Annotated in this window: 24 protein-coding genes; 11 read left to right on the forward strand and 13 right to left on the reverse strand. The window is 33.5% G+C overall.

The genetic code is table 11. From position 1 onward, the window contains the following. From F0000_RS23080 to F0000_RS23090, 3 genes are all read left to right on the forward strand, one after another. A partial coding sequence (locus F0000_RS23080) for a gliding motility-associated C-terminal domain-containing protein (protein ID WP_149627089.1) occupies nt 1–1,261 on the forward strand: 1,261 nt, incomplete at its 5' end. A gap of 20 nt (nt 1,262–1,281) precedes the next feature. Further along, entirely contained in the window at nt 1,282–2,247 is a 966-nt protein-coding gene (locus F0000_RS23085) for a type IX secretion system membrane protein PorP/SprF (RefSeq protein ID WP_149627090.1), read from the forward strand. A 2-nt stretch (nt 2,248–2,249) separates the two neighbouring features. After that, entirely contained in the window at nt 2,250–4,253 is a 2,004-nt protein-coding gene (locus F0000_RS23090; protein ID WP_149627091.1) for an OmpA family protein, read from the forward strand. Nucleotides 4,254–4,822: 569 nt separating this feature from the next. On the opposite strand, the gene F0000_RS23095 is transcribed toward F0000_RS23090, so the two are convergent. The 8 genes from F0000_RS23095 to rsfS form a co-directional block, all read right to left on the reverse strand. After that, complete coding sequence (locus F0000_RS23095) at nt 4,823–5,140, reverse strand: ISAs1 family transposase (protein ID WP_368668141.1); 318 nt, start codon at nt 5,138–5,140, stop codon at nt 4,823–4,825. A gap of 298 nt (nt 5,141–5,438) precedes the next feature. After that, nucleotides 5,439–5,753 carry an ISAs1 family transposase gene (locus F0000_RS23100; protein WP_188112238.1) on the reverse strand — a complete coding sequence of 105 codons (315 nt, stop codon included), beginning with the start codon at nt 5,751–5,753 and terminating at the stop codon, nt 5,439–5,441. Nucleotides 5,754–6,201: 448 nt separating this feature from the next. Continuing rightward, nucleotides 6,202–6,468 (reverse strand): acyl-CoA-binding protein, encoded by a 267-nt coding sequence (locus tag F0000_RS23105; protein WP_149627094.1) that lies wholly within the window; start codon nt 6,466–6,468, stop codon nt 6,202–6,204. Then, complete coding sequence (locus F0000_RS23110; protein WP_149627095.1) at nt 6,469–7,116, reverse strand: phosphatidylserine decarboxylase family protein; 648 nt, start codon at nt 7,114–7,116, stop codon at nt 6,469–6,471. Further along, the gene (locus F0000_RS23115; RefSeq protein ID WP_368668140.1) at nt 7,106–7,960 is read right to left on the reverse strand and encodes a phosphatidate cytidylyltransferase; all 855 of its coding nucleotides are present in this window, start codon (nt 7,958–7,960) and stop codon (nt 7,106–7,108) included. Before F0000_RS23115 ends, F0000_RS23110 begins: the two co-directional genes overlap by 11 nt. Continuing rightward, complete coding sequence (locus F0000_RS23120; RefSeq protein ID WP_149627097.1) at nt 7,911–8,522, reverse strand: LUD domain-containing protein; 612 nt, start codon at nt 8,520–8,522, stop codon at nt 7,911–7,913. Before F0000_RS23120 ends, F0000_RS23115 begins: the two co-directional genes overlap by 50 nt. Nucleotides 8,523–8,641: 119 nt before the next feature. Next, nucleotides 8,642–10,585 (reverse strand): ATP-dependent zinc metalloprotease FtsH, encoded by a 1,944-nt coding sequence (ftsH, locus tag F0000_RS23125; RefSeq protein WP_149627098.1) that lies wholly within the window; start codon nt 10,583–10,585, stop codon nt 8,642–8,644. A gap of 10 nt (nt 10,586–10,595) precedes the next feature. Continuing rightward, complete coding sequence (gene rsfS, locus F0000_RS23130; protein WP_149627099.1) at nt 10,596–10,967, reverse strand: ribosome silencing factor; 372 nt, start codon at nt 10,965–10,967, stop codon at nt 10,596–10,598. 89 nt (nt 10,968–11,056) lie between these two features. Between rsfS and F0000_RS23135 the strand changes: the two genes are divergently transcribed. Further along, nucleotides 11,057–11,788, forward strand: coding sequence for a biotin--[acetyl-CoA-carboxylase] ligase (locus F0000_RS23135; protein ID WP_149627100.1), 732 nt, complete (start codon nt 11,057–11,059; stop codon nt 11,786–11,788). A 135-nt stretch (nt 11,789–11,923) separates the two neighbouring features. On the opposite strand, the gene F0000_RS23140 is transcribed toward F0000_RS23135, so the two are convergent. Both F0000_RS23140 and pyrE read right to left on the reverse strand, forming a co-directional pair. Beyond that, the gene (locus tag F0000_RS23140; RefSeq protein WP_149627101.1) at nt 11,924–12,316 is read right to left on the reverse strand and encodes an SRPBCC family protein; all 393 of its coding nucleotides are present in this window, start codon (nt 12,314–12,316) and stop codon (nt 11,924–11,926) included. A 12-nt stretch (nt 12,317–12,328) separates the two neighbouring features. Next, the gene (pyrE, locus tag F0000_RS23145) at nt 12,329–12,970 is read right to left on the reverse strand and encodes an orotate phosphoribosyltransferase (protein WP_149627102.1); all 642 of its coding nucleotides are present in this window, start codon (nt 12,968–12,970) and stop codon (nt 12,329–12,331) included. Nucleotides 12,971–12,977: 7 nt separating this feature from the next. Between pyrE and F0000_RS23150 the strand changes: the two genes are divergently transcribed. After that, the gene (locus tag F0000_RS23150; protein WP_149627103.1) at nt 12,978–13,586 is read left to right on the forward strand and encodes an NUDIX hydrolase; all 609 of its coding nucleotides are present in this window, start codon (nt 12,978–12,980) and stop codon (nt 13,584–13,586) included. Nucleotides 13,587–13,645: 59 nt separating this feature from the next. Here the strand turns inward: F0000_RS23150 and F0000_RS23155 are convergent, their stop codons facing one another. Then, nucleotides 13,646–15,418 carry a M14 family metallopeptidase gene (locus F0000_RS23155; RefSeq protein WP_149627104.1) on the reverse strand — a complete coding sequence of 591 codons (1,773 nt, stop codon included), beginning with the start codon at nt 15,416–15,418 and terminating at the stop codon, nt 13,646–13,648. Between the two features lie 145 nt (nt 15,419–15,563). Further along, nucleotides 15,564–19,016 (reverse strand): carbohydrate-binding protein, encoded by a 3,453-nt coding sequence (locus tag F0000_RS23160; RefSeq protein WP_149627105.1) that lies wholly within the window; start codon nt 19,014–19,016, stop codon nt 15,564–15,566. A gap of 325 nt (nt 19,017–19,341) precedes the next feature. Between F0000_RS23160 and F0000_RS23165 the strand changes: the two genes are divergently transcribed. The 5 genes from F0000_RS23165 to F0000_RS23185 all read left to right on the forward strand — a co-directional run bounded on the left by F0000_RS23165 (nt 19,342) and on the right by F0000_RS23185 (nt 24,904). Then, complete coding sequence (locus F0000_RS23165; protein WP_149627106.1) at nt 19,342–20,940, forward strand: SulP family inorganic anion transporter; 1,599 nt, start codon at nt 19,342–19,344, stop codon at nt 20,938–20,940. 256 nt (nt 20,941–21,196) lie between these two features. After that, nucleotides 21,197–21,940 carry a prolipoprotein diacylglyceryl transferase gene (locus F0000_RS23170; protein ID WP_149627107.1) on the forward strand — a complete coding sequence of 248 codons (744 nt, stop codon included), beginning with the start codon at nt 21,197–21,199 and terminating at the stop codon, nt 21,938–21,940. Beyond that, nucleotides 21,930–23,321: a radical SAM protein gene (locus tag F0000_RS23175; protein WP_149627108.1), complete on the forward strand. Its 1,392-nt coding sequence runs from the start codon at nt 21,930–21,932 to the stop codon at nt 23,319–23,321. The genes F0000_RS23170 and F0000_RS23175 overlap by 11 nt, the downstream gene beginning before the upstream one ends. Nucleotides 23,322–23,387: 66 nt before the next feature. Then, nucleotides 23,388–23,603 (forward strand): hypothetical protein, encoded by a 216-nt coding sequence (locus F0000_RS23180; protein WP_149627109.1) that lies wholly within the window; start codon nt 23,388–23,390, stop codon nt 23,601–23,603. Nucleotides 23,604–23,716: 113 nt separating this feature from the next. Continuing rightward, a complete protein-coding gene (locus F0000_RS23185; RefSeq protein ID WP_149627110.1) occupies nt 23,717–24,904 on the forward strand; it encodes an SMP-30/gluconolactonase/LRE family protein in 1,188 nt (395 codons plus the stop codon). Nucleotides 24,905–24,986: 82 nt separating this feature from the next. Here F0000_RS23185 and F0000_RS23190 read toward each other — a convergent pair whose 3' ends face one another. Beyond that, nucleotides 24,987–25,808 (reverse strand): class I SAM-dependent methyltransferase, encoded by an 822-nt coding sequence (locus F0000_RS23190; RefSeq protein ID WP_149627111.1) that lies wholly within the window; start codon nt 25,806–25,808, stop codon nt 24,987–24,989. A gap of 588 nt (nt 25,809–26,396) precedes the next feature. Here F0000_RS23190 and F0000_RS23195 point away from each other — a divergent pair. Then, a complete protein-coding gene (locus F0000_RS23195) occupies nt 26,397–26,654 on the forward strand; it encodes a DUF1801 domain-containing protein (RefSeq protein WP_149627112.1) in 258 nt (85 codons plus the stop codon). Nucleotides 26,655–26,709: the final 55 nt, after the last annotated feature.

The raw sequence follows: 26,709 nt of genomic DNA on the forward strand, positions 1-26,709 counted from the left end.
TTTTGGCGGAGATGGTCCTTCTGATACTCCGATTTCTGTGGTATTAAATCCAGAAAATGGTACCGCAACGGTAAACCAGAACGGAACGCCAGAAGATCCTACAGATGATACCATAGAATATACACCAGCTACTGATTTTTTTGGTACGGATGAATTTACATATCAAATATGTGATGCTGATGGAGATTGCGATACTGCAATCGTAACAATAGATATACAAAATCAGGATGATCAGCCCATGGCAGTAGATGATCTTGTAGCTCTTGATGAAGATACCACCACAACTATTGAAGTATTGATCAATGACAGTTTTGGCGGAGATGGTCCTTCTGATACTCCGATTTCTGTGGTATTAAATCCAGAAAATGGTACCGCAACGGTAAACCAGAACGGAACGCCAGAAGATCCTACAGATGATACCATAGAATATACACCAACTACTGATTTTTTTGGTACGGATGAATTTACATATCAAATATGCGATGCTGATGGAGATTGCGATACTGCAATCGTAACAATAAATGTAACCACTACTAATGGTTTAACAGGAAATCTAAACTTGATAAAAGAGGGAGTTTATCTGGATGTAAACAAAGACTGTATTATTGGTCCGGGAGATGTTATCGAGTATAAATTCATTGTTGAAAATAATGGAGAGCTAGATATTGAAAACATCATGATTGAAGACCCTTTACCTGGATTAGAAATTTATGGAGATCCAATAAATCTGGAAGCTGGAGAAAAAGATGAATTTAGTTTTACTGCAAAATATATAATTACAGAAAGTGATGTTCTTGCGAAACAGGTAATTAATCAAGCAAAAGCGTTAGGTGTAGATACCACAGGAAATATAATATGTGATCTTTCTGATGATCCATCCAACTTAGAAAATATTGATCCCGATGAAGATGGGGATCCTGAAGATCCCACAATTGTAGTTCTTAAAGACCAGGAAGGAATAATTATTTATGAAAGTTTTAGTCCAAACGGTGACGGCACAAATGACGAATTTGTAATCAAAAGGTTAAAGAAATACCCAAAAAATCATTTACAAATATTTAATAGATGGGGAGTAAAAGTATTTGATAAAGATCAATACGAGCAAAATGGAGTAGAAAGATTTAAAGGATTCAGCGATGGAAGAGTTACCATAGAAAGAGGAAAGTATCTGCCTGTGGGTACCTATTATTATATGCTAAATTATATAGATGAAACCGGAAACTCACAGATAAGCTCAGGACAAGTATACTTAGTTAGGTAAACCCAAATAATATTATGATAATGAAATTACAAAAACAAACCGTCATACTACTATTATTGCTTGTACTTCCTTTTTTTACGAATGCACAACAAGATGCACAGTATACCCAATATATGTACAATACAAGTAGTATTAACCCAGCATATTCAGGAAGTCGAGAAATAATGAGTCTTTCTGCGTTACATCGAAAACAATGGCTTAATATTGATGGAACACCAACAACTCAGACTGTAACTTTTGATACTCCTCTAAGTAAAAAAAACAATATCGGACTCGGTTTCTCCATTATAAATGATAAAATCAACCCTACTTCTGAAACCTATTTCAATATTGATTTGGCCTATGCAATTACAGTTGGGAACAATAAAAAAATAAGTTTTGGAACCAAAATTGGAGGGCATCTGCTTAATGTTGACCTTATTAACCTTTCCAGAGAAAACACCAATGATATTGCGTATGAGAATAATATTGAAAATCAATTCAATCCGAATCTAGGGTTTGGTCTTTACTATCATACCAATCGATTCTATTTTGGTATTAGTGTTCCAAACCTTTTAGAAACCAAATATTTTGACCAGAATGCACTCTCTGGAAATGGTTCTGGAGAACTTTTAGCAAAAGAAAGGGTAAATTATTATTTAATAACGGGTCACACTTTTGATTTAAATTCCAATATAAAATTTAAACCAGCGCTATTGACCAAAATGGTATATGGAGCTCCACTCCAAATAGACATTTCTACTAATTTTCTTTTTTATGAAAAACTTACTTTGGGAGCTGCCTATAGGTGGAGTGCAGCGGTTAGTGGAATTGTAGGTTTTCAACTGCTTAAAAACCTAATGATTGGATTTTCTTTTGACTATGAAACTACTGAACTCTCCAAAACTCAATTTAATAAGGGAAGCTTTGAATTCTTACTACGATTTGATATCCTCAATAAGATAGATCGAAACTCTAGCCGAATGTTAACTCCCAGGTTCTTTTAATCATGAAACATCCATTTATTATTCAGCATTTGATTCGTATCTTATGTATATTAATTATCACAACTTCTGGTACAAATGCGCAAGAAAAGCTTATAGCTAAGGCTAATGAAAACTTTGATCAATATGCTTTTATTGATGCACGAGAAATCTATTTGGAAGTAGCAAAAAGAGGATATTCTTCTGCCGATCTATTAAGAAAAATTGCGGATTCCTATTATTATAATGCGGATTTCGAAAATGCCGTAATTTGGTATGAAAGACTCGTAAAAAAGTACGAAAAGCAACTAGATTCTGAATATCTATATAGATATGCTCAATGCCTGAAAAGCATTGAAAAATATGATAAATCTGACAAGATCATGGAAAAATTTAATGTACTACACGGCGAATATGACAAACGTGCAGCTTTTTTTCGATCTACAAGATATTACTTAGAATTTATTGAAAAACAATCTGGGAAATTTGAATTAAAGAAAATAGACATTAATAGCCCTTTTTCTGAACATTCTCCAAGCTTTGACCCTAATGGAAGCTTGGTGTTTTCATCTTCGAGAGGCGGAGGAATCATTTATGAATGGGACAAAATGCCTTTTCTGGACCTGTACACAACCCGGATAGAAAAAGGTGAAATAAAAGATGCTCCTAAACTGCTCAAAGGAGATATCAATACACCAGTGCATGAATCGTCTGTAACATTTAGTAAAGATGGAAAAACAATGTATTTTACAAGAAACAACTACCTAAATAAAAAACTAGGAACGGATGGTATGGGAACCACCCTGCTAAAGTTATATAGAGCTACTTTGATAGATAATAAATGGAGTAATATTGAAGAATTACCATTCAATAGTAATGAATATTCAATTGCGCATCCTACTATTACTTCCGATGGAAAAAAACTTTATTTTTCCAGTGATATGCCTGGGTCTTATGGTAATTCGGACATCTATGAAGTTTTCATTCATGAAAATGGCACTTTTAGTACACCAAAAAATTTAGGTGATCATATTAACACCGAAGGAAGAGAAAGTTTTCCTTATATAAGTAAAAATGGAGATCTTTATTTTTCCAGTGATGGTCACGTAGGTTTAGGAGGACTGGATGTTTTTATTGCCAAAGGCGGAAATGATATATTTTCACCTCCTTATAATGTTGGCAGACCTATTAATAGTCCTTATGATGATTTTTCGTTTATTATCGATAATGATTCCAGTAACGGGTATTTTTCCAGCAACCGTCCAGAAGGTAAAGGCAGTGATGATATTTATTATTTTACACAAATATCTCCTTTGGATCCAAAATGTGGACAATACATTGAAGGGCTGGTTATAGATCAACAAACACAAAAAATAATTCCTAATTCAGAGGTTATATTGTTTAATAAAAATATGAAAGAAATCAATCGATCAATAACCGATGATAAAGGAAGTTATATTTTTTATGTAGCCTGTACTGAAAAATTTATAGTAAGAGCTCAACAAATTGGTTACATTCCTAATCAAATTTTGTTTGAGACAACTATGACCAAAAATAAAATAATCCAGCAAAATATTGCGCTTGCAAAAAGTGAATCCTACACCAAAAAAATTCAAAAAGGAGTCGACTTGTCAAAGACACTCGAAATACCTAATATTTATTTTGATTTAGATAAATTTAAAATAAGAAAAGATGCTGAAATAGAACTACAAAAAATTATTGTTATGCTACAAAAATTTCCAAAACTTGAAATAGACATACGATCTCATACTGATAGTAGGGCAAATGATGAATACAACTTAAAATTAAGTAAAAAAAGAGCTAACTCAACTCGTAATTATTTAATCAAAAAAGGAAATATTGATCCCACAAGAATCACAAAAAAAGGATTTGGCGAAACCCAATTGATAAATCAATGCACCAATGGCGTTCCTTGTAATAAAGAACAGCATGAAATGAATCGCAGAAGTGAATTCATTATTACAAATACCGAGTTTAATAATTTTTTTCAAGTTTTTACGAATAATTAATTAGGTAAAATCAATGAACTGTCCTATATGCTTGCATATAGGACAGTTCAGTTGGTATATGTCCTCTGGTCTCTTCAAATTCGAGTTCTTTTATTGTTGCGTCATACCTTAATTTAGCTATTCTTTTCAGACGTTCAAAACGTGTGCTGACCAGGGCAAAAGCATTTAAACCCCGAGCACTTTTTCTCGATATTCTTTATTAATCAAAGCTTTGAATCTCTTATTGTTTTTTCTCGATAATCGAGATTTAAATGCTCCGAGGCTTGCCTCGAAATCAACATGTTTTTTCCAATAAATGCCTCGTGGACTTGCCCCGAGGTAGTTTGCTTTTTTTGAGTGTAGTTTCTTTATTGATAAGCGTTAAGGCTGTTTTTAAAACAATGTTGAAATTTTCTGCGGAGTTTTGAACTCTCTTTCTAGCAGAATCCTCGTTAAATACCACATCGAACACCCAATGTTATTGATTTTCTATTGACCAATGCTTTCTGATAGCAGTATTTATAGTTGTAGCATCTTGTGCTAAATTTGAAATATAGAAACGAGTTTCATTACTTGTTTTTTGTGATGATTTATAGATATACTTCTTTTTCAATAACTATAAATGACTTCAAATCTTTCCACTTTTCAGCATTTTCAAGATGGCTTAAATTTGTATAGATTTTACAGCTTCGCTTTTCTACTCTTCCATGGCCGCAATCATTTTGCACAACAATTTCAGCAGGTTTTTCTAATTGTAATGTATCTTTTATAGCTAAATGAAGTGTTCCTTGATTTGCTTTAGTCGCGATAATATAATTGGCATTTTTAGATTTTATTTGTTCTACAATTGCGTTTTGACAACCCATCGCATCAATGGAGACAATACTTTTTTCAATGAATAATACGATTTACGAATAAAAATTTCGCATCTAATGACATTCTTTTTCTACTATATTTTCTTCATAAAATTAAACAATAGCTATGGCTATTCTTTAATTTGATTCATCAATCTAGCGAAAAATCCTTGCCATTATTTTTACGAAATTCTCATCCGTAAATCGTATAACATATCTAATGCGATTTATAACTAAAAATTTCGCATATTCATCGTTTCTTTTTCCTTTCTACTTCGTTTAAAAAATAAACCGTAGCTATAGCTATGCTTGATTTTTTTGCCTTGCATAAAGAAAAAATAATTCAATGAATTTATACGAATTTTTTAATCGCAAATCGTATTATACTTTGTGGAGCTGAAGAATTTTTTGCTCCCCGAATTGTTTTTCCATCCAAAGCTATAACCTCTAAAGTACTTGGATCACGAAGTGAATCTATCCAATTTCTAAAACATTTTTCAAAACTTGATGGATCTAGTGCCATAAAAAATCTGCGCAGCGTGTCTTTGGATGGAAGCCCATTAGAAAAGGAACCATGTTTCTTTAGCCAATCTATTTCATGTTCACCAAACATTAGTATACGATCCCATTCTTGACAACCACAAAGTACAGCACTAAAAGTAAGCAATAGAATGTCTTAAATTTCCTTTGTTCGTATGGCGAGGATCTTGCAAGTTTGAAAAATAATGATTAAGAAAATTCCTGTTAAATTTTGAATTTGAAGATGCTTACATTTTTTTTAATTCCCCTTTTGGAGAACAATGCCATAATCACATCCCAAAGTTAAAGAAATGCTACATCTTTTCAAAAGTTAAATGCTTTTGTGCTGTTATCGTCCACCAATTTTATATTTATGACATATTTTGTTCTTATATTGTACTTTTATTGTTCATTTAACTGATAATCAGAGTTATTTATTTTCTTTTCATTATAAATTAAAACAACAACTAGTACTATTAGAATTTGATTCAAAATGAAGTGCCTGGAATTAATCGAACTCAGATTTCTAGATAATTTTTAATCAGATAAAAAGGAGATTCCAAATGACATAGTATCATTCGGTTTGAGAATTGAGATTAATCTATAATATATTTTTCAACCAATTCGATATATTTCAATTTTGCTTCATCAGGAGTAAGGTTTTTTACCTGAAATAACGCATTAAGCTTAAATGCATTTCTTAGTTCGCTATCACCAGACGGAGTGTAAAAACCTTCTGTATGTGTGGCTTGTTTGTAATAGGCATAAAAATGCAGTTTAACATCAGGGGGTAATTGTATTTTTGTATTACTAGCTTTTTCAAAAGCCTTTTTAAAATTGATATGCAGCTCTTCTTCGGTCATTTATACTTTTGCTAAAATACTTTCCCCTCCTTTAACTTTTTGATTTAAAAAGACATTTATTTCTGTACCTATAGGAAGAAAAACGTCTACTCTGGAACCAAATTTGATAAATCCACTATCAGAGCCCTGTACTACTTTTTCGCCCTCGTGCGCATAATTTACGATGCGTTTTGCCAGTGCTCCTGCGATTTGTCTATAGAGAACTTCTACGTTGTTATTTTTTACCACGACAGTAGTCCTTTCATTTTCTTCAGAGGCTTTAGGGTGCCAGGCAACAAGATATTTCCCCGGGTGATATTTGCTAAACTGGACAGCTCCATTAATAGGGTGTCTTGTAACGTGGACATTGATAGGTGACATGAAAACAGAAACTTGTAATCTATTTTCATTAAAATATTCTTTCTCAAAAACTTCTTCAATAACCACAACCTTGCCATCTACAGGAGAAACCACAGTATGGTCATTTACATCTGTAATTCTTTTAGGATTTCTGAAAAACTGCAAGATGGCTATTAGGAATAGCAACGAAACTATAAAAATAAGTAGAATCCACTCATCAACTTGAATTGCAACGTAAGAAGCAACATTAATACCTAGAAAAAGTACTAAGGCAACTGATATAATTTTATAACCTTCTTTATGGAACATGTTTTAGAATTTGTAAAAATGCAAATAAAAACGGACTGGCAAATATTATACTATCTAAACGATCAAAAATACCGCCGTGTCCCGGCATTATAGATCCACTATCTTTAACTCCGGCCTGTCTCTTAAATTTTGACTCTATAAGATCACCAAGAGTGCCAAAAATACTCATAATTATACTTATAATCAACCATACTGAAATAGATAATGTATTCGTAAAATATGCAATTAGATATCCAGCGATTAATGTAAAAAGAAAACCACCAAAGAATCCTTCAATAGTCTTTTTTGGGGATATTCGTTCTAATAATTTATGTTTTCCAAAATTTTTGCCTACCAGATATGCAAAAGTATCATTTGTCCAAATCATGAACAAAGGCGCCGCTATCATTATAGGATCATATTCCATATCATAAGAAGGAAGCAGTGTTAGAAATACGATCGAGGTGATAAGAAAAAATATACTCGTAAAATATTTTCGCTTTTCAAACATAGGTATTATTCTTATGGTAAGGAGGTCTCTTACCAGAAATAATTGTGTAAGAATTGTAAGCCCTAATATGATAAGAGTCATTGATAAGGGTATAGTAAGTGTATGAAATAATAGGAGGAAGCCTAAAAAAACGAAGTATAACCAGGTTTTTTTTAGATGAATCAATTTCTGAAATTCATAAATACAAATCACACCGAATATAACAAAAACCCCGATGAATGTATATTTGTTTATGAATATAGAAATTAATAATATCAAGATATATAAAAATCCTGACAAAGATCTTGTAAGCAGTTCCTTCATGTTATAAATCTTCCAACAGCAGCAAATATAGATTTTTTGAGCTACTTCCATAGCTTAGGAAGTCTTTTTCTTTCTGCGGTTCAAAGTTTTTAATTGTAGTGATATTAGAAGGAATAGTGTTCTTGTTTTTTTCTTTAATACCTTTTAAACCTTCGCCAATATTATTAACTAATTGACTTGTAGCTGCTAGTATGATAAAGTTGTCAGGTAATTCCGTGAGTTTCTTTTCTTTCAGCTGATTGGACGAAATAAGAATTGAGCCATTGTCTGCAATTAAATACTCACAGGTAGCAAAAAAGAATGATGCAGAAGTGTTTTTGACAAATGTAAGGTTGAATCCGGAAAATTTATGTTCTAAGCCCATGTCAAAACAACAAACATCTTGTTCATACCAGTCATTTTCTAAAAGGATTTTGTCAAAAGAATCAAGAACTTCATCTTCGTGATCACAGTATAAAAATTTACCACCATTTCTTTTGAAATTAATCATAAAGCTCTCATCAATCGGAAGATTGATCTCTGGCATATATTTACTACGATCTTCTTCGAGACGTTCGGCATTCTTTTGGTCTGATTTAGATTTTGATGAAAATAATCTTCTAAATAGACTCATTTTTTTATATTCGATTGGGGATTACGGTTTTACAATACTATCAAAGATAAAAAAATCTTAATCTAATATTCTCATTAGATTAAGATTTTTTAAATCATAAATGCAAAAATAGTTATTTATTAAGAAGGTTCTATAATAATTTCTTCTTTTTTACCAAAAGGGCGTTCTCCAAAAATCTTTTCCAGATTATCTTTAAAAATCACTTCTTTCTCGAGTAGTACTTCTGCAAGTTCAGTAAGTTTATCTTTATGATTCTCTAATAATTTGATAGCGCGTTGATATTGTTCTTCTATAATATTAGAAATTTCCTTATCTATCAGTTCACTGGTTTGTTCACTATAGGGTTTCGTAAAACCATATTCATTCTCACCAGAAGAGTCATAATAGGTTAGATTACCAATCTTATCATTTAGTCCATAAACGGTAACCATGGCACGTGCTTGTTTGGTTACTTTTTCTAAATCACTTAAAGCTCCTGTAGAGATTTCATCAAATATAACTTTTTCTGCAGCACGTCCTCCGAGAGTGGCACACATTTCATCAAGCATTTGATTAGGTCTCACAATGAGTCTCTCTTCTGGCAGATACCAGGCGGCACCTAGTGATTGTCCTCTGGGAACAATGGTAACTTTTACCAGTGGAGCAGCGTGCTCCAGCATCCAGCTTACCGTAGCGTGACCTGCTTCATGAAAAGCGATTGCTCTTTTTTCGCCAGGGGTGATAATTTTATTTTTCTTTTCCAGACCGCCTACAATTCTATCAACAGCATCTAGAAAATCTTGTTTGCCTACAGCTTTATTACCTTTACGCGCGGCAATAAGGGCAGCTTCATTACAAACATTAGCGATATCAGCACCAGAAAATCCTGGAGTTTGTTTGGATAAGAAATCAGTATCTAATCCATCATCCTTTTTTAAGGGCTTGAGATGAACTTCAAAAATTTCTTTACGTTCTCGTACATCCGGAAGATCTACATAAATCTGTCTGTCAAAACGTCCTGCGCGCATCAGCGCTTTATCTAATACATCAGCTCTATTGGTTGCAGCAATAACAATTACGTTGGTGTTTGTGCCAAAACCGTCCATCTCTGTAAGGAGTTGGTTTAGGGTGTTCTCTCTTTCATCATTTGATCCTGAGAAATTACTTTTCCCTCTTGCTCGACCTATAGCGTCTATCTCATCAATAAAAATAATTGCAGGAGATTTCTCTTTTGCTTGTTTAAACAAATCTCTAACACGAGAAGCACCTACCCCTACAAACATTTCAACAAAGTCTGATCCGGATAAGGAGAAAAAAGGGACTTTAGCTTCGCCTGCAACAGCTTTTGCCAATAAGGTTTTACCAGTCCCCGGAGGACCAACAAGTAATGCCCCTTTGGGTATTTTACCACCCAGAGAAGTGTATTTTTCGGGGTTTTTCAGAAAATCAACTATTTCCTGAACTTCTTCCTTAGCGCCTTCTAAACCTGCAACATTCTCAAAAGAAACTTTTACATCTGTATTTTGATCAAAAAGTTTTGCTTTGGATTTTCCGATATTAAATATCTGACCACCGGCTCCGCCTCCAGCTCCGCCACTCATTCTTCGCATAATAAAAATCCAAACACCAATAATTAGTGCAAAAGGTAATAACGTGATAAAAATATCTCCCCACATATTACTTTCTGTGTCATACCCAACTTCTGTAGATAATCCATTTTCAGTTTTTATTCTTGCAATTTCATTTTCAAAATTTTGAAGATCTCCAAACTCAAATTCATAGTCTGGATCATTAGTACTCGCTGGTAAAATAGAGTTGCCTTTTCTCAAATGTTTTTCCTGAGCTTTAGCTTCCTGAGTAAGAAAAACTTTTGCTTTACGCCTGTTGATTATTAACACACGTTGTACTTCTCCGTTTCTTAAAAAGCTATTAAAATCAGAAGGAGTAGTTTTTGGAGCATTTCCTATACCTGATCCGTTTATAAAATTTAATGCAAAAAAACCAATAATGATAACTGCATAAATCCAATATGCACTAAACTTAGGTTTTTTGTTTGGTTCTGATTTTTTATTGTCTTTCGCCATTTACTTTTTTTTAATAATTTGTTTCAATAGTTGTTGTTCTCGCATCGCCCCATAACCCTTCTATATCATAGAATTCTCTAATATGTTTTTGAAAAACATGAACAACCACATTTACATAATCAATTAATACCCACTCAGCATTTTCACTACCTTCTACATGCCAAGGTTTATCTTTAAGAGATTTGCTTACCGTTTTTTGGATGGAATTGACAATAGCATTCACTTGAGTATTAGAGGTTCCGTTGCAGATAACAAAATAATTACAAACGGTATTTTCGATCTCTCGTAGATCTAATATACTTATATTATTACCTTTTACTTCTTCAATACCTTTAATAATTTGTGTTATTAATTGATCAGTATCAATTTCTTTTTTAGTCATGCAATTTTTTAATTTGTGTAAAGTTATTACTTTTTATGATTTTAATGTCTGTATTTGCTGACATTTGTAAAACTTTCACATCATTAATTATGCATATTATCAAAGTTAATGCCATTGGCTCCACAAATACTTTTCTCAGAGATAAGAATCGAGTGGAATATTTGACTACACCTATTTGTGTCGTTGCAAAAGAACAACATAAAGGTAAAGGGCAAATGGGAACAATCTGGCAAAGTAATCCCGGAGAAAACCTTACTTGTAGTGTGTTTATGCCTATTGGTGAGATCAGTATAAGTGATCAGTTTTATGTTTCTATGGGGGTCTCATTAGCTGTTTGTGATGTATTACAAAGGTTAGTTTTACCAAAATTGTCTATAAAATGGCCTAACGACATTCTGTCAGATAGATTTAAGATATGTGGTATTTTAATAGAAAACGTAGTTAATAATGGCAGATTGAGAGGTAGTATTATTGGTGTTGGAATGAATGTAAATCAGTTAGAGTTTGATAACCTCCCGATGGCAGGATCCATAAAACAGTTGCTTGGTAAGAATTTTGATTTAGACGAAATATTATTTTCACTGCTTTCTGCATTAGAATATCGTTTTTCTACTTTATGCTATGCAAATTTTAAAGAAATAAAGGAAGAGTATGAATCATTGTTATTTAGAAAAAATAAACCCTCTACATTTAAGGATATTGACGGGAATTCTTTTGTAGGTATTATTCAAAATGTTACATCATTGGGAAAGCTGCAAGTTTTATTAGAGGATGAGGTAATTCAGGACTTTGATCTTAAAGAGATAAAATTATTATATTAACCTTTTGATATTTACCTTTTGGTAAAAGCGTCACAATAGAAATAACCCATAGCTGAGCTATAGGTATTAATTTTCTTTATTGTCCTAAACGAAAATCAGCTATTTTTTTGGTACTTCTAAAAACAGAAATGGTACTTAAATCTTACTTATATTATCGCTAAGGGTATTGATAAAATTCTGAATTGGATTTTTAATCATCATTCCCATCATTGCATTAAATGTACCTTCAAAAATCAATTTTGTAGTACTTTTTCCATCGCCAGTATCAAGTATATCTGCTGTTAATGTGAAAGGAAGTTTATCACTTGCGGCACCGAGAACGACATTAGAATAGGCGGTGCTTTCTTTTTGTTCCAAAACAATTTCTGGCATTCCTTTTAATTGAAAAAGAAATCTGGAATCATTCAGTTTTTCGAATTTTTGCTTGCTTTCGGGCATTAATTGTTCAAAATTTTCAACTTTAGTTAAAAAGTCAAATACTTCTTGTTGAGTTTTTTCTACAGTTACTGTAGGGCTTTCTAAATTCATAGATGTTAGAGTTTATTGATTCCACCCGGCAGGATTTGTTCTCCAGCTTTGAAGTGTTTTTTGTTGCGCTCCGGTAATATAATTAGTATCTAATGCTTGTTCCAGAAGGTTTTCGTAATTACTTAGTGTGTGCAATGCTAATGCTGCTTCTTTAAAATTTTCTGAAGCAATATCAAAGCCATAATTAAAAATTGCAACCATTCCTTTGACATTGGCATCGACTTCCTGAAGAGCTTTTACTGCATTTAGGCTACTTTTTCCCGTACTGATTAAGTCTTCTACTACGATTACATTTTTTCCACTAGGGATAATACCTTCTATTTGATTTTTCCTTCCGTGTTTTTTTGCCTCGGGTCGTACATAGATAAAAGGTAAGTTTAATTGCTCTGCAACGAGCATCCCAATACCAATAGCTCCAGTAGCTACACCCGCGATAACATCAGGTTTACCATACTCTTCTTCTATGAATTTAGCAAGGTTTTCCCTAAGGTAGTTACGGATTACTGGATATGATAGTGTGATACGGTTATCACAATAAATTGGGGATTTCCATCCTGAAGCCCATGTAAAAGGTTCTTGTGGTTGTAATTTAATTGCATTAATTTGCAAAAGTAATTCAGCTGTTTTTTTTGCTGTATTTTTATCAAAAATCATAGTGCAAATGTATAAAGTTTTTGTGAATAATACTCCAATTATTCTCTCTACAAAAAAGAGTATTGAGAATTATCACACAATTCATATCAAAGAAGTAGAGTTTCCTGAAATTATAAGGGATATTTTGAGGAATGAAAGTGACGGAAAAGAAGCCAGATATCATTTCTATCATAAAAGTGAAGAAAAACTTTTGGAGCATCTGTACGCTAAGTTACCTGTAGTTTTGGCAGGAGGAGGAAAGGTTTATAATGCTCAGAAAGATGTTCTTTTTATCCATCGCAATGGGAAATGGGATCTCCCCAAGGGAAAAGCAGAAAAAAAAGAAGACATGGAAACTACCGCTATCCGCGAAGTTGAAGAAGAAACAGGTGTAACAGGATTAGAAATTACCAAATTTTTATATAGAACATATCATATTTTTAAAAGGAATGGAGAGTTTAGGCTTAAAGTTACTTATTGGTTTGAAATGAAAACTGCATATGATGGAGTCTTGATACCGCAAAAAGATGAAGGAATCATGAAGGTAAGGTGGAAGAATGCAAAAAAAGCAAAAAAAGCTTTGAAAGATTCTTATGCTAATATCCGGCAATTATTTTCTCATGAATACCTGACCTAGTTTTTCAAAAAAATAAAGTATTGTTTACTCGGTAATCGTGATTTAAATGTTTTGCTATTCTATTTCAAAATTCTATAAACAGGGTATCTCATATGAGCTTTTTCATAGTTATCTGATTGTTTATGTATCCAATCCAATTGCGCATACCAGTTTTTAGCAAAGGAGGTATCCTTCTTTTTTTCTTCAAATTGGGTTTTCAATTCGGGATTTGCTCTTAATAATTCCACAGCTTTATCTTCCCAGGCATATGGGGAAAACCCTTCTTTTTGTTGTAAGATAGTGTCAAAAAAGTTCCAGTTAAAAAAAGAATCCGGAGCCTCAGGTTCCAGTGTTTCTAATAAATATCTACATCCTTTTTGATTCGTAGGCACTATAAGGTCCCCCTGATGAATGGTGATGGTTTCTATGCTCTTTTTTACAGCAGTATTCTCATGCAGATAATGACCTTCATAAGGCATGTCTCTACTTTTGAAATCATTGATATGATATACCTGAACAGTAGCAGAAGAATCTTTTTTTAAGATTTTATATTGAATTTGATTTAGCGTTAACCTTTCGACAATATTCCACCATCCTTTTGGTATTACATATGCTTTGGGGACTTTGATTTCCAGAGCAGGAGTAAAATAGTTTTGATAATTGATTTCTTTGCTATAGGGTTTACTTTGGTCGTACTTTAGTCTTTTTGCACCCGTTATTTCACTTAAGATGTATTCACCCTGATATCCATTGAACTTAAATTTGCTAACTTGTGTGGTATCAACTTTCCAGTGTACGGGATATATTTTTTGCTTTGGAAGATCTGTAAATGCTTGATTGCGTAGTGATCTTATTTTTTCTCCATCTTTTTCAGTAATTTCTATCATTGATTTCATGAGTTCATACGTGCCTTCAACTCTTAGTTTATAGGGTTTTAGCATATGAGTTTCGACCATCATACCCAGGGTGTTCCAGAGCGTTGTATATCCTGTGGAGTATCTGGGAGAATCCATAAATTGTATCCAGCCATTATCAGGAGTCGTTCCCCAAACATTAACGTAGGGAGTGATATCCCAGTTTTTAGAGGAAAGTGAGGTTTCTAGCTGCGGGTGCATTTCTTTATGTAAATAGTTGCCTAATTTGCCATTTAGTTTATTATGTTGTGTAAATAGATGTGTTAAAACATATTGATAATCAGCACCATTACTTACATGGTTATCAATGAAAACATCCGGTTGTACCAAGTGGAAAATTTTAGCAAAAGCTCTGGAGTTTCTAGAGTCATTTTTGATAAAATCCCGGTTTAGATCATAGTTTTGAGAATTTCCTCTAAAACCATAAGATTTAGGACCATTTTGATTTGTTCTGGTGCCAGAATTACGATTTAGGGCTCCTCCGATGTTATAGACCGGGATAGTCGTTAATACAGTGTTTTTTGGGTGTTCTATTTTACCTTGTACAATATCTCTGAATAGCAACATAGTAGCGTCGATCCCGTCACTTTCTCCCGGATGAATCCCATTATTAATTAAAAGAATACGTTTTGTTTTCCGTATCGTTTCAAAGTTGAAATTTTTATCAGGGTTTAATGAAATAATATGCAAAGGGTTACCACTATCAGTCATTCCGATTTCTCTTATGTCAATTTCTGGATAATGAGTTGCTAATTTTTGATAATAGGCAATTACTTCTGGGTATGTAGGGGTTTCTGTACCATTGCTTTTTTCGAAATGAGTAGTAAAATCAGGCACTTTCAACTGTTCTGGATTGTTATTCTTACAAGAGTATATTAGTATAGCCAGTACTAAAATTGAAATCTTTTTTAGATGTTTTTTGAGTTGTTTTGTGTGCATTTTTTGATAGTAACGGTTTTTTTGCACTAAAGTAAAGAAGACCTTTTGTATAGTAAAAGTCTTTATGCCTTTTAACAAAAAAAAATAGCAGACTGGATTTAATCAGTCTGCTATTTACGATATAAAAGATAATGAATTTGTGATGTTATTGTTTAATAAAGCTTTGTTGACTTATCAGCTCATTATTATTTCGGATTTTAATAAAGTACATTCCAGGAGATAAGCTTTCTACCTGAATTGATAGCTCTTGGTTCTTAAATGTATTAGAAAGAATAGTGCGACCTAATTTATCATAGACATTAATGCTGGTTTGCTTAGATATTTCACCATCATATTTTATATTGAGTAAATTATTTACTGGGTTAGGGAATATGGTTACTATTGATGTTTTAGAATCATTAATTCCCGAATCTCGAGAAGATCCTGTTGATAATATAATTTTATCTAAGTTCCATTGCCAGGTTGTATCACTTGATCCAACTATCCTTATGGTATGTAATCCTGCAGATAGCGTTATTCTGTCATTTGAAGTTAATGAAGTAAAACTATCCCAACTGCCAGTATTAGGAACATTAGTTGTAGAAACTACAGTGCCATCAACTGATAATTGGATTTGTGAACCGTCCGATGGTGTAGTAATCAAATATTCGATGCTATAACTACCTGTTTCTGGAACGTCAACACGATATTCTGCCCAATCCCCGTTATTTACATAATTAATTGTAGTAGCAGTTCTATTTACTCCAAGTCCAGAACCTCCTGCAAAAGCATCATCAAATGTTCCTCCTGTATTTGTGAAATCTTCTGCTTCTATAATGAGGCCAGAATTACCACCAGGAGGGGGAGAAGGTGCATTCACTTTACGCAACCATATTCTGGTTACAGACCATCTGTTATTACGTCCTCCATCATCAATGAAATCAAGATTTAATTTTCTGTCTGTTACTTCAATAGTAAAATCACTGTTTTTAAATTGCCCTGCGTTTGTACTGATATCTCTTTGCATAGTTTTTCCTTCTGCCATCACTCTCATATTATCTCTAGGGTCTTTTGCATCTCCCCAAGTCACCACAACTCTCCAGAAACCATTTTTAACATTGTGAATCAATGTGTTATTAATACCTTCGCCAAATAAGAAGTCACGATTAATATTATTAGCACCATTTATATTTCCCCGATCTGCAATTTTTAGATCATTAAGTTTTGTCCAGGAATACACCCCAGGTTTATTAGTATTAGTCATTCTGGTGTATTCATTAAATACAGGAGAGCTGGAAGTACCTAAATCATATCGGTATTCTGAAGCCGTTACAGGCGGGTTTGTTGGGTTTCCCTGATTATAACACGGTAAAAGGTCTAAAACCATTTTACCAGAGTTATAATAAATCAAACTGTTTACAGTATTTCTATTATATCTAGCCTTGTCATCATGTACAGGTCTGTTTTCAAAATGTTGTTTTATTGTTTTTCTATATTGATCTTTACTGGGAACAGCGCAACGGAAACTATCTTTATATAATCCTATTTTTTGGAAAGGAATGTCAGGAAAATCAGCAGGTCTGTTTTTGAATTTAAAATTGAGATTGGCAGGGCTTTGAAAAATATCTAAATTAATATCCTTATTATTTCTTTCTGCAGTACCTGGAGTAAAAACACCGAATTTATTTTTGGTATTTCCATTAAATAAATTATCATAATACCTACTCTCATAGGCGTGCATATTCTTGTTATTTTGATATTTCTTGAAAAGAATATCCATCGTCGGATACCTGTTTTTCCAATAATCAGAAACTTTCGAGTACCAATTGTTCTCGTTCAGACCATTTTGCCATCCAGGTTTTCCAATTGCTTGCAGCATGCGTCCTATATAATTAGGCTTACCGGTGTTATTAGGATCATTTTCAATAAGATCGATAGAGATGTCATAAAAAGATTGCCTGTAGGTATTATTTCTAACACCTAGAAAGCCTTTAATAAAGATATTATTTTGAACTGTTTGACCACCACTTTTATTAAATTTTACAGCAGCCCAGCCTCCTTTATAAAATACATTTTCTTTAATTTTTTCACCCGCATCAAAGTCATCACAATGAAAGCCACCTTTACCTAATAACCCAGGTACAGACATATTATGATGGATAAAATTATGTTTTAATACAGTTCCAAAAGACCAGATACTATTTCCCGTATAAAACACGCCTCCATCACCTTCTTCTATACCAGTATTAAAAGCTTCATTAAGTTCTATTTTATGATCTACTCCAGAATAGCTAAAAGGTTGTCCATTGGTATTATGGATTAAATTATTTCTAAAAGAATTCCCAGCACCTTTAACAGCAGCTATTTTTCCATAAAAATCTTTAGAGTAAATATGAGTATAATGGCAGTTTTCAACGTAATTCTTACCATGTATAATTTCGTTTTGGGTTACAGTTCCTCCGTAGCATCTAAATCCTCCTTCGCAATCAAATATATCACAGCTTTTAATACCACATTCTTTACCATCAATGATGTTGGCAACTGCTATGTTTGCAATATATCTAAAAGTAACTCCAGCTATTTCGCAAGATTCACTGCTTCTGATATCGATCGTAGCATCTCCTCCTCTTTTTCCTCTGCTTACATGCTGTATGGTGATTTTTTGTATTTTGATATCTCTGGCATTTGTAATGTTAATAAGCTCAGAGCCTGCCCAGATACCAATATTAGATGTGTCATTGATTGGGGATAAAGGCCATAGATATAGTTTTTTATCTATGCTATCATAGTACCATTCCCCAGGTTGATCTACCTCACATAATAAATGTTTTACATACAGTCTGTTAGGGCGTCCTCGGTCTTTTAACCCATATCTGGAACCATCCATTAGATGAACCTGACCACCATTGATAGAAAAAATACGAGAAGATTCACTCAACCAATCGGCAGAATAATACCCTGTAACTTCAGCTTTTTTATTTCTTCTGATCTCTGCAATCCACTTACTGGAATTTATATTTTCATAGAGTTTAAATTTAGCTCCTTTAGGTTGAGAATCACTTCCATCTGTATTTACGGTTTCAGAAGAATTCTGAATTGAGCCAGGATTGATATGTGCATAGCCGATATTAGGAAATCTGGATGCGTGGATCATAATATTATCCATAGAAAGTTGCGTAGTAGACTGATTTAGCAAATCTCTGATATCATTTTTGTTAATTTTTATTTCAAAAACTTTTCCTTTTGCTCTTTCATGCAATCGATTTAGTGTATTGCCATCATTTACTTTTTTAAAATCTGTTGGTTTTAAATATTCTGCTCCATCAAAGATGGCTTTTTCATCCTTATATCCGCTTATTTTTAATCCAGAGTCTTTGGCATCTAAGTCGCAACTACTGTCAAAACTATAATTACCACCACGTACCCAAATGGTTTTTGCTCCTGTGGATCTTGCTTTATCTCTTGCCCCTGTTAGTGTAGCCAGTGGTCTATCTCTGGTGCCCGGGTTATTATCATTACCATTGGTGGCTATAAAAAGTTCTGATTGTGCTGATATAGAGGTGCTTGAAAAAATTACAAGCATGATCAGTACGATCTTAAAATAAATTTGTGTTTTCATGAGGTAAGTCTTGGTTAATTATGTTAGTTAAAAAAGTTTGTGTTACGAAAAATATGTTTTTTTAGTTTGACTTTTAAAGGTATGGATTATAGCTACAGGTTTCTTCTGGAATATATTCAACGTAAGCAAAAGGCTAGAATTTGTAGATTTTTCATGAGTATTTGGAATTTAATAATGTTAAGGTAAGATTGTCAGGTGTTTAGGTTGTGAATTGGTGCTTTACACAGGAATGATATTAAGATAAAATAAGGCTATTTTTATTAAAAGTAATTTCTTGCTTACCCATAAAATAACTGTATTTTTGCACCCTCAAAATAGACTGATTATGACTGAGTTTGTAAGAAAAAGAGTGGCAAATGCCAAAAATGATATCCTATCTGGATTAACAGTGGCATTAGCTTTAGTGCCAGAAGCTGTTGCTTTCGCTTTTGTAGCTGGTGTAGATCCATTAGTAGGATTATATGCTGCATTTATGATTGGATTGATTACCTCTATTTTTGGAGGACGTCCAGGGATGATTTCCGGAGCAACGGGAGCACTGGCGGTAGTTATGGTGAGTCTGGTTGCAGAAGGAAATGCGATGGGAGTAGTAGGAGAAGAATTAGGGTTGTATTACCTTTTTGCTACCGTGATCCTTATGGGAATTATACAGATGCTAGCTGGTGTTTTTAAACTGGGAAAATTTGTTAGATTAATACCGCATCCGGTGATGATGGGATTTGTTAATGGTCTGGCAATTGTAATTTTTCTCTCTCAGTTGGGGATGTTCAAGGAGTATGTGCATGGAGAAAAATCTTGGATGAATGGATCAGATTTATTGTTAATGGTTGGTTTAGTATTACTTACGATGGCTATTATGTGGGGATTACCTAAAATCAAGGCAACGTCCAAATTTCCAGAAGCATTAATAGCAATCCTAGTAGTTTCTGCGATTGTAATTTTAGGAAAATTAGACGTGGCTACTGTAGGTAGTTTTATTAAAGATGGAGGAGGAGAGGGGCTTAAAGGCGGACTGCCTCAATTTCAGTTTGATATTTTTAATAAAATACCACTAAACTGGGAAACATTCAAATTTATAGGACCTTATGCGTTAATTCTGGCAGCTATTGGATTAATAGAATCTTTGATGACACTTAATCTTATTGATGAATTGACAGAAACTCGTGGTAATTCTAACAGAGAATGTTTAGCACAAGGAGGAGCCAATATCATAACAGGGCTTTTTGGTGGAATGGGCGGTTGTGCAATGATTGGTCAATCTATTATTAATATAAAGGGAGGAGGGCGTAATCGCTTATCCGGAATTGTAGCAGCAGTTACTTTACTAATGTTTATACTTTTTGCCTCTGGATTGATAGAACAAGTTCCTATTGCGGCGCTGGTAGGGGTTATGTTTATGGTGGTGATTGGTACTTTTGCCTGGTCTAGTTTTAGGATTCTTACTAAAATTCCGTTGACAGATGCCATTGTACTTATTGCTGTATCATTATTAACGGTCTTTTTTGATTTGGCAGTTGCAGTAATTGCAGGAGTAATAATGTCAGCTTTAGCCTTTGCATGGGAAAATGCCAAAAAAATTCGTGCCAGAAAACATTTTAAAGAAGATGGAACTAAGGTGTATGAAATTTGGGGACCTTTATTTTTTGGCAGTATACAAGCATTTAATAGTAAGTTTGATGTAGCAAATGATCCAGAGAATATCGAAATTGATTTTATCGAGTCCAGAGTAAGTGACCATTCTGCGCTAGAAGCTATTTTTAATTTGGTAGGTAAATATGAAGAGGCTGGCAAAAATGTGAGAGTCAAGCATCTTAGCGAAGAATGTCAGGCATTAATGATCAAAGCTTCTCCCAGATTAGCCAATGTGATTGAACACGATATTGATGATCCACGATATCACGTAATGGCCAAGGTAATGGAGTAAACTTATCATAAGTACTGATTTTGTTACAAAATTAATATTTAATACTCTGATTTTTGACAATTTTTTAGTCTTAACTCCAGCCATGGTTTCTTTTTATGTTGAAGTGTATAGATTGCGAGTAAATTTGAATTGTTACTTTATAAATCAGAAATGATAGTATTTTGTAAAAGTCAAACTTTTCAACGTACTGGTATTCCCCGGAATTAGTTCCATAAATAAAACGTATATTTCGATGTATAAATAGAGATAAGCGCATATGAATATTCCTTTTGAACCTATATTTTTTGGTGTAAAAGTGAATATCCATTTAATTCTGGAATATGCTGCTTTTTTTATAGGTTTTAGATATTATGTGTATCTAAAAAGAAATTCCAGTGATCTAATATCTTCTTCAAATAGATTATCCATTATTATAGGTGCTGTTTTTGGAGCGTTCTTGGGATCCAGAGTCGTGGGTTTTTTAGAGAACCCCGTATTTACTTCTTTTGATCTGAGATATATTCTTCAATTATTGAACGCTAAAACTATTATGGGAGGGCTTTTTGGAGGGCTATTAGGCGTAGAACTAGCCAAAAGAATCATTGGAGAAAAACGATCTTCCGGGGATTTGTTTACATTTCCAATCATTTTGGGAATTATCATAGGGAGAGTAGGGTGTTTTCTGGCAGGAATAAAAGAGTTTACCTATGGTGTAGAAACTACTTCATTTTTAGGATTAGATCTTGGAGATGGGGTAAAAAGATATCCAATTGCGCTATTCGAGGTGATATTTTTAATAATACTGTGGGTGGTACTGAAACGGTTTCAGCATAAAATAACAGGAGAAAATGGGCTGTTGTTTAAATATTTTATGATTGCTTATTTCCTGTTTCGCTTTTTGATTGAGTATATAAAACCGACTACTTTTTTAATACTAGGGCTGAGTAGTATTCAGTATTTGTGTATCTTATGCTTAATTTATTATCAGAAAACAATTAGAAAGCTATTGTATGCCCACTAGAAATTATACGTATTACGATTTTACTCTAAGTTTATGTCCCACCTGTCTTAAGAGAATTGATGCCAAGATTGTTTTTGAAAAAGATAAGGTCTTTATGCTCAAACGGTGTCCTGAACATGGGAGGTCTAAGGTATTAATTGCTGATGATATTGAATATTACAAAAACATAAGAAATTACAATAAACCTTCAGAGTTTCCTCATAAGTTCAATACCTCTACAGATTATGGATGTCCATATGATTGTGGATTGTGTCCTGATCATGAGCAGCATTCCTGCTTATCCATTGTCGAGGTAACAGATCGGTGTAATCTAACCTGTCCTACTTGTTATGCTGGATCTTCTCCACATTACGGCAGGCATCGTACCCTGGAAGAAATCAAAAAAATGCTAGATACGATTGTAGAAAATGAGAAAGAACCTGATGTAGTGCAAATCAGTGGGGGAGAACCTACGATACACCCACAATTTTTTGAGATCCTTGACTATGCAAAACAATTACCAATAAGACATCTGATGGTGAACACTAATGGGATAAGAATCGCTAGGGATATTAAATTTACGGAGCAATTAGCAGGATATATGCCAGATTTTGAGATCTATCTGCAATTTGATTCTCTTAAAGCCGAAGTTTTAGAAAAATTAAGAGGTGAAGATCTTACTATGATCAGGAAGCAAGCGATATTACACCTAAACCAGTTTAATCTTTCTACTACGCTGGTTGTTACCTTAGAAAAAGGATTGAATGATCAGGAGATAGGAGATATCATCACATATGCTGCGCAACAAAAATGTGTGAGAGGAGTGACATTACAACCCACTCAGATTGCCGGTCGATTAGAGGATTTTGATGCCCAAATCAATCGAATAACCTTAACAGAGGTACGGAGAAAGATATTAGAGCAATTCCCTGTTTTTGAATCTGATGACTTGATTCCTGTACCTTGTAATCCAGATGCATTGGTAATGGGATATGCGGTGAAAAATGAAGAAGGAATCATCCCGTTAACACGATATATTAATCCAGCAGATTTATTGAATGCTGGTAAAAACACGATTGTTTATGAGCAGGATACTGAGTTACACAGTAAAATGATTGAGCTTTTCAGTACGGGAAATTCGGTAGATACAGCTTCAGAAAATCTAAAATCCATTATGTGTTGTTTACCAGAGATTGATGCACCTGATCTAGGATATGACAATCTATTCAGGATTATTATTATGCAGTTTATCGATGCATATAATTTTGATGTACGATCAATCAAAAAATCGTGCGTACATATTGTAAACAAAGACTATAAGATTATTCCTTTTGAGACCATGAATTTGTTCTACAGGGATGATAAAAAAGAGTATTTGGAAGAACTGAAAAAAGGCATTTAATACCAGTAAATTGAAAAGGTGGGATAGTATTATATCTGACAATAAAAAAACAATAAAAATGAACAGATGAAACAGTTATTATTTTTTGAACCCGGAAACCTGAACGGGATAGTGTTTCTAATCTTGGCAATATTATTGGCGCCTCCTTTATTGCTGGCAGTCATAGGGTTGATACTTTTTAAAATTAAAAATCGTAAAGCGGGAAAAGTCTTCTTTATCCTGGCAGGCGTATACCTTGTCGTTGGGTTAGGGATTTGTGGAGCTATGATGGCTGGGTTTTAGTTTTTACAGCTGAATATTTTACTTTTTATATTTATTGTTAATACTAGAAGCAGGAGAACATCGTTCTATAAGCTACTATCGTATTAATTAACTAAATAGAATACCCACAAATTATGAGAAAACTAAGACTCTTTTATCTTTTTATTGCCTTTTCTTCTGTAATAACCACTGTAGAAGCTCAAATAACGAATGAAAGTACGGGACAAAACTATGAGTTTCTGGAAGGACCTGTATGGGACGGAAGCGAGTTTATTTATTTTACCGATATCCCTAATAATACTATCGTAAAATACTCAATAACACAAAAAACATTTGCGCCAATAACTACAAGTTCTAATCGTGGTAATGGTTTGATGTTTAATAGAGATATGAATCTGGTAGTTTGTGAAGGTACCACCAGCAGAATTACAGAACGTAATACAAACGGAGACGTGATCAATACGATTACTTCAGAATATCAAGGGATCCGTTTTAATAGCCCTAATGATTTATGCATTGATGCCAAAGGAGGGATCTATTTTACAGATCCTAATTTTGGAACACCAGAATATCAGCCAAAGAACAGAGTATATTATCTAAATCCGGCAGGAACAGTTATCGAACTTGTAGATGACATGGAAAAACCAAACGGAGTTTTATTGTCTAATGATGGAGAAGTATTATATATCAGTAATACCTTTAGTGATAAAGTAAGGGCATATGATGTGTCAGGAGATGGGACTTTGACCAATCAGAGAGATTTTGGTACATTACAGGTAGCTGCTGGTGGAGTAAGCAATACAGGAGCTGATGGTATGGCAACAGATGTAGATGGTAACTTATATGTAACCAGTGAAGCAGGAGTACAAGTTTTTGATAAAAACGGTAACCGTACACAAGTCATTGCTTTTCCTGAGAAAACGACGAACTGTACTTTTGGAGGTGTTAACAAAGATATCCTTTTTGTAACCGCAGGAAAGAATTTATATTCTATGCCGTCACCAGTGCAAGGATTCCAACACCCCTTTGACTTACCAACTCCTAATTTATCGGTCAATGATTTTTCTGATTCAGAGACTATCTTTTTTCCTAATCCGATAATTAATAATACAGTAGTAATCAAGAATACTGGAGAAGATCTTAGTAATGCTACTTTCAGACTATTTGACCTTAAAGGAAAAAAAGTTTCGGATCTTGATTTTCATATAGAAAAAAAATCAGGGATTATCAAGTTTGATGATTCTCTATCCAGAGGAACCTATTTACTAAAAATAGAGAACGAGAAACATCAGGTGATTAGCAAAAAGATTATCTTGAAATAACGAGATACGCTAAAACAATACTACTAATACTCAAGAAAGCACTTAACATAAACTGTTGAGTGTTTTTTTTGATCAAATTAAGCTAAGATTTCTGTAGGATATACATATGTTCATTAAGGATTTGTGTGCGATCTCTGATTTCAGCATCAGGAGCATAGATTTTTGACAAATCAAATTCGTCTATATGCTTTTTTAACTGGTATCTATCAAGGTTTTCATAAAATGAATGTGGTAAGGTCTGATGATAAAAAGGATCATCAGTATCATTATGCGTATCAAAATAGTGCAGCAATCGTTTATATACATCCGTATTTTCTATTTCGGGAATATAAGAGACACTACCTACAAGATCTCCCTTGCTTTGTATCTCTTTAAAAATGTTCCATAGTTTATGGGTTGTATCAGGCCCCAGAAAAAACAGTACCCCTTCCAGCAAAATAAAAGTAGGTGTTTTATGGATCATAGGCTGTATAGTAGTATGTATATCTTGTTCAGAACTGTTATTAAAATCTATTGCAGTATATTGAATATCTCGCTGAGGTAATTTTCCTTCCCGAATCCAATGCATCGTTTTTTCTTTTTTGTAGGCGATAATATCTTTTTTATCTATTTCTATGGTATCGACTGTATTGTTTAGTAGAAATGGATACATGCTAAACCCTGCACCAAAATTGATGAGTGTGCCACCATTATTTTTAGAAAAAAAAGCATACATCTGTTCATAAAAGAATCGATTTCTCAGGCTATGCAGAATGGCTTCATCTTTAGAAATAGATTCTAAAATAGAAGGAATTAAAAGGTCTGTGTTAGGATTGTTCCACAGTCGGGCATAGATATCCTTACTCAGTTCTTGGTGATAAGACCTGTAGGTAGAAACGATAAAAGCAGTTTCGTGGATTTGCATGTCATAAAAATAGCAGCTTATCTTGTAAAATATAAAATGAGAGGTGCTAATTATATGTTAAGTATTGATTGTTATGTAGTACAATAGCAAGATGAGTTCCATTTCTGATTTAAAATTATCTATCAGAACTTGCTCTTTTCCATTGATACTTGAACATAAAAGGAAACTGAAGCTATTTTTTGCTCAAACAAGAAATTGATGCTTTTCATTTTGAGTAGTTTCCAATTAGAATTGAGATGCATCATAGTTGAATTCTAATCTTTTTTCATATTTTAAATTGCATCATTTTGTTCCTGTTTTTAAACTTATTATTACGAATAAAAAGACCCTTGACACACCTATGACATTTAATCAATTTATCTTTGTTATACTTAATAATACGATTTGTGATTAAAAAATTCGTATAAATTCATTGAATTATTTTTTCTTTATGCAAGGCAAAAAAATCAAGCATAGCTATAGCTACGGTTTATTTTTTAAACGAAGTAGAAAGGAGAAAGAAACGATGAATATGCGAAATTTTTAGTTATAAATCGTATAAATAGTTTATTGTAGTGATAACTCAGAAGAATTGTAAGTGAGAATATTATGAAAAAAATAGATTGTTATTATCTAAATATGGAAGAACCAAATAAGAGTTGCTTACTTGCATTAAGAAGTATCATTCTAAAACAAGATCCTGAAATTTCTGAAACAAAGAAATGGGGGATGCCATGTTTTTGTTTTAAGAAAAAAATGTTTTGCTATCTATGGACAGATAAAAAGACCCAAGACCCTTATATTCTTTTTGTAGAAGGAAATTATCTTAAGGGGGGAAGTGTAATTATAACCCTGTCTCAGGGTTAAGCCCCAGGAGGGCTCTGGGAGCTAGCTCCCAGAGCCCTCCTGGGGCTTGGTCGCT

The organism is Aquimarina sp. RZ0 (assembly GCF_008370685.1).
Lineage (GTDB): Bacteria > Bacteroidota > Bacteroidia > Flavobacteriales > Flavobacteriaceae > Aquimarina.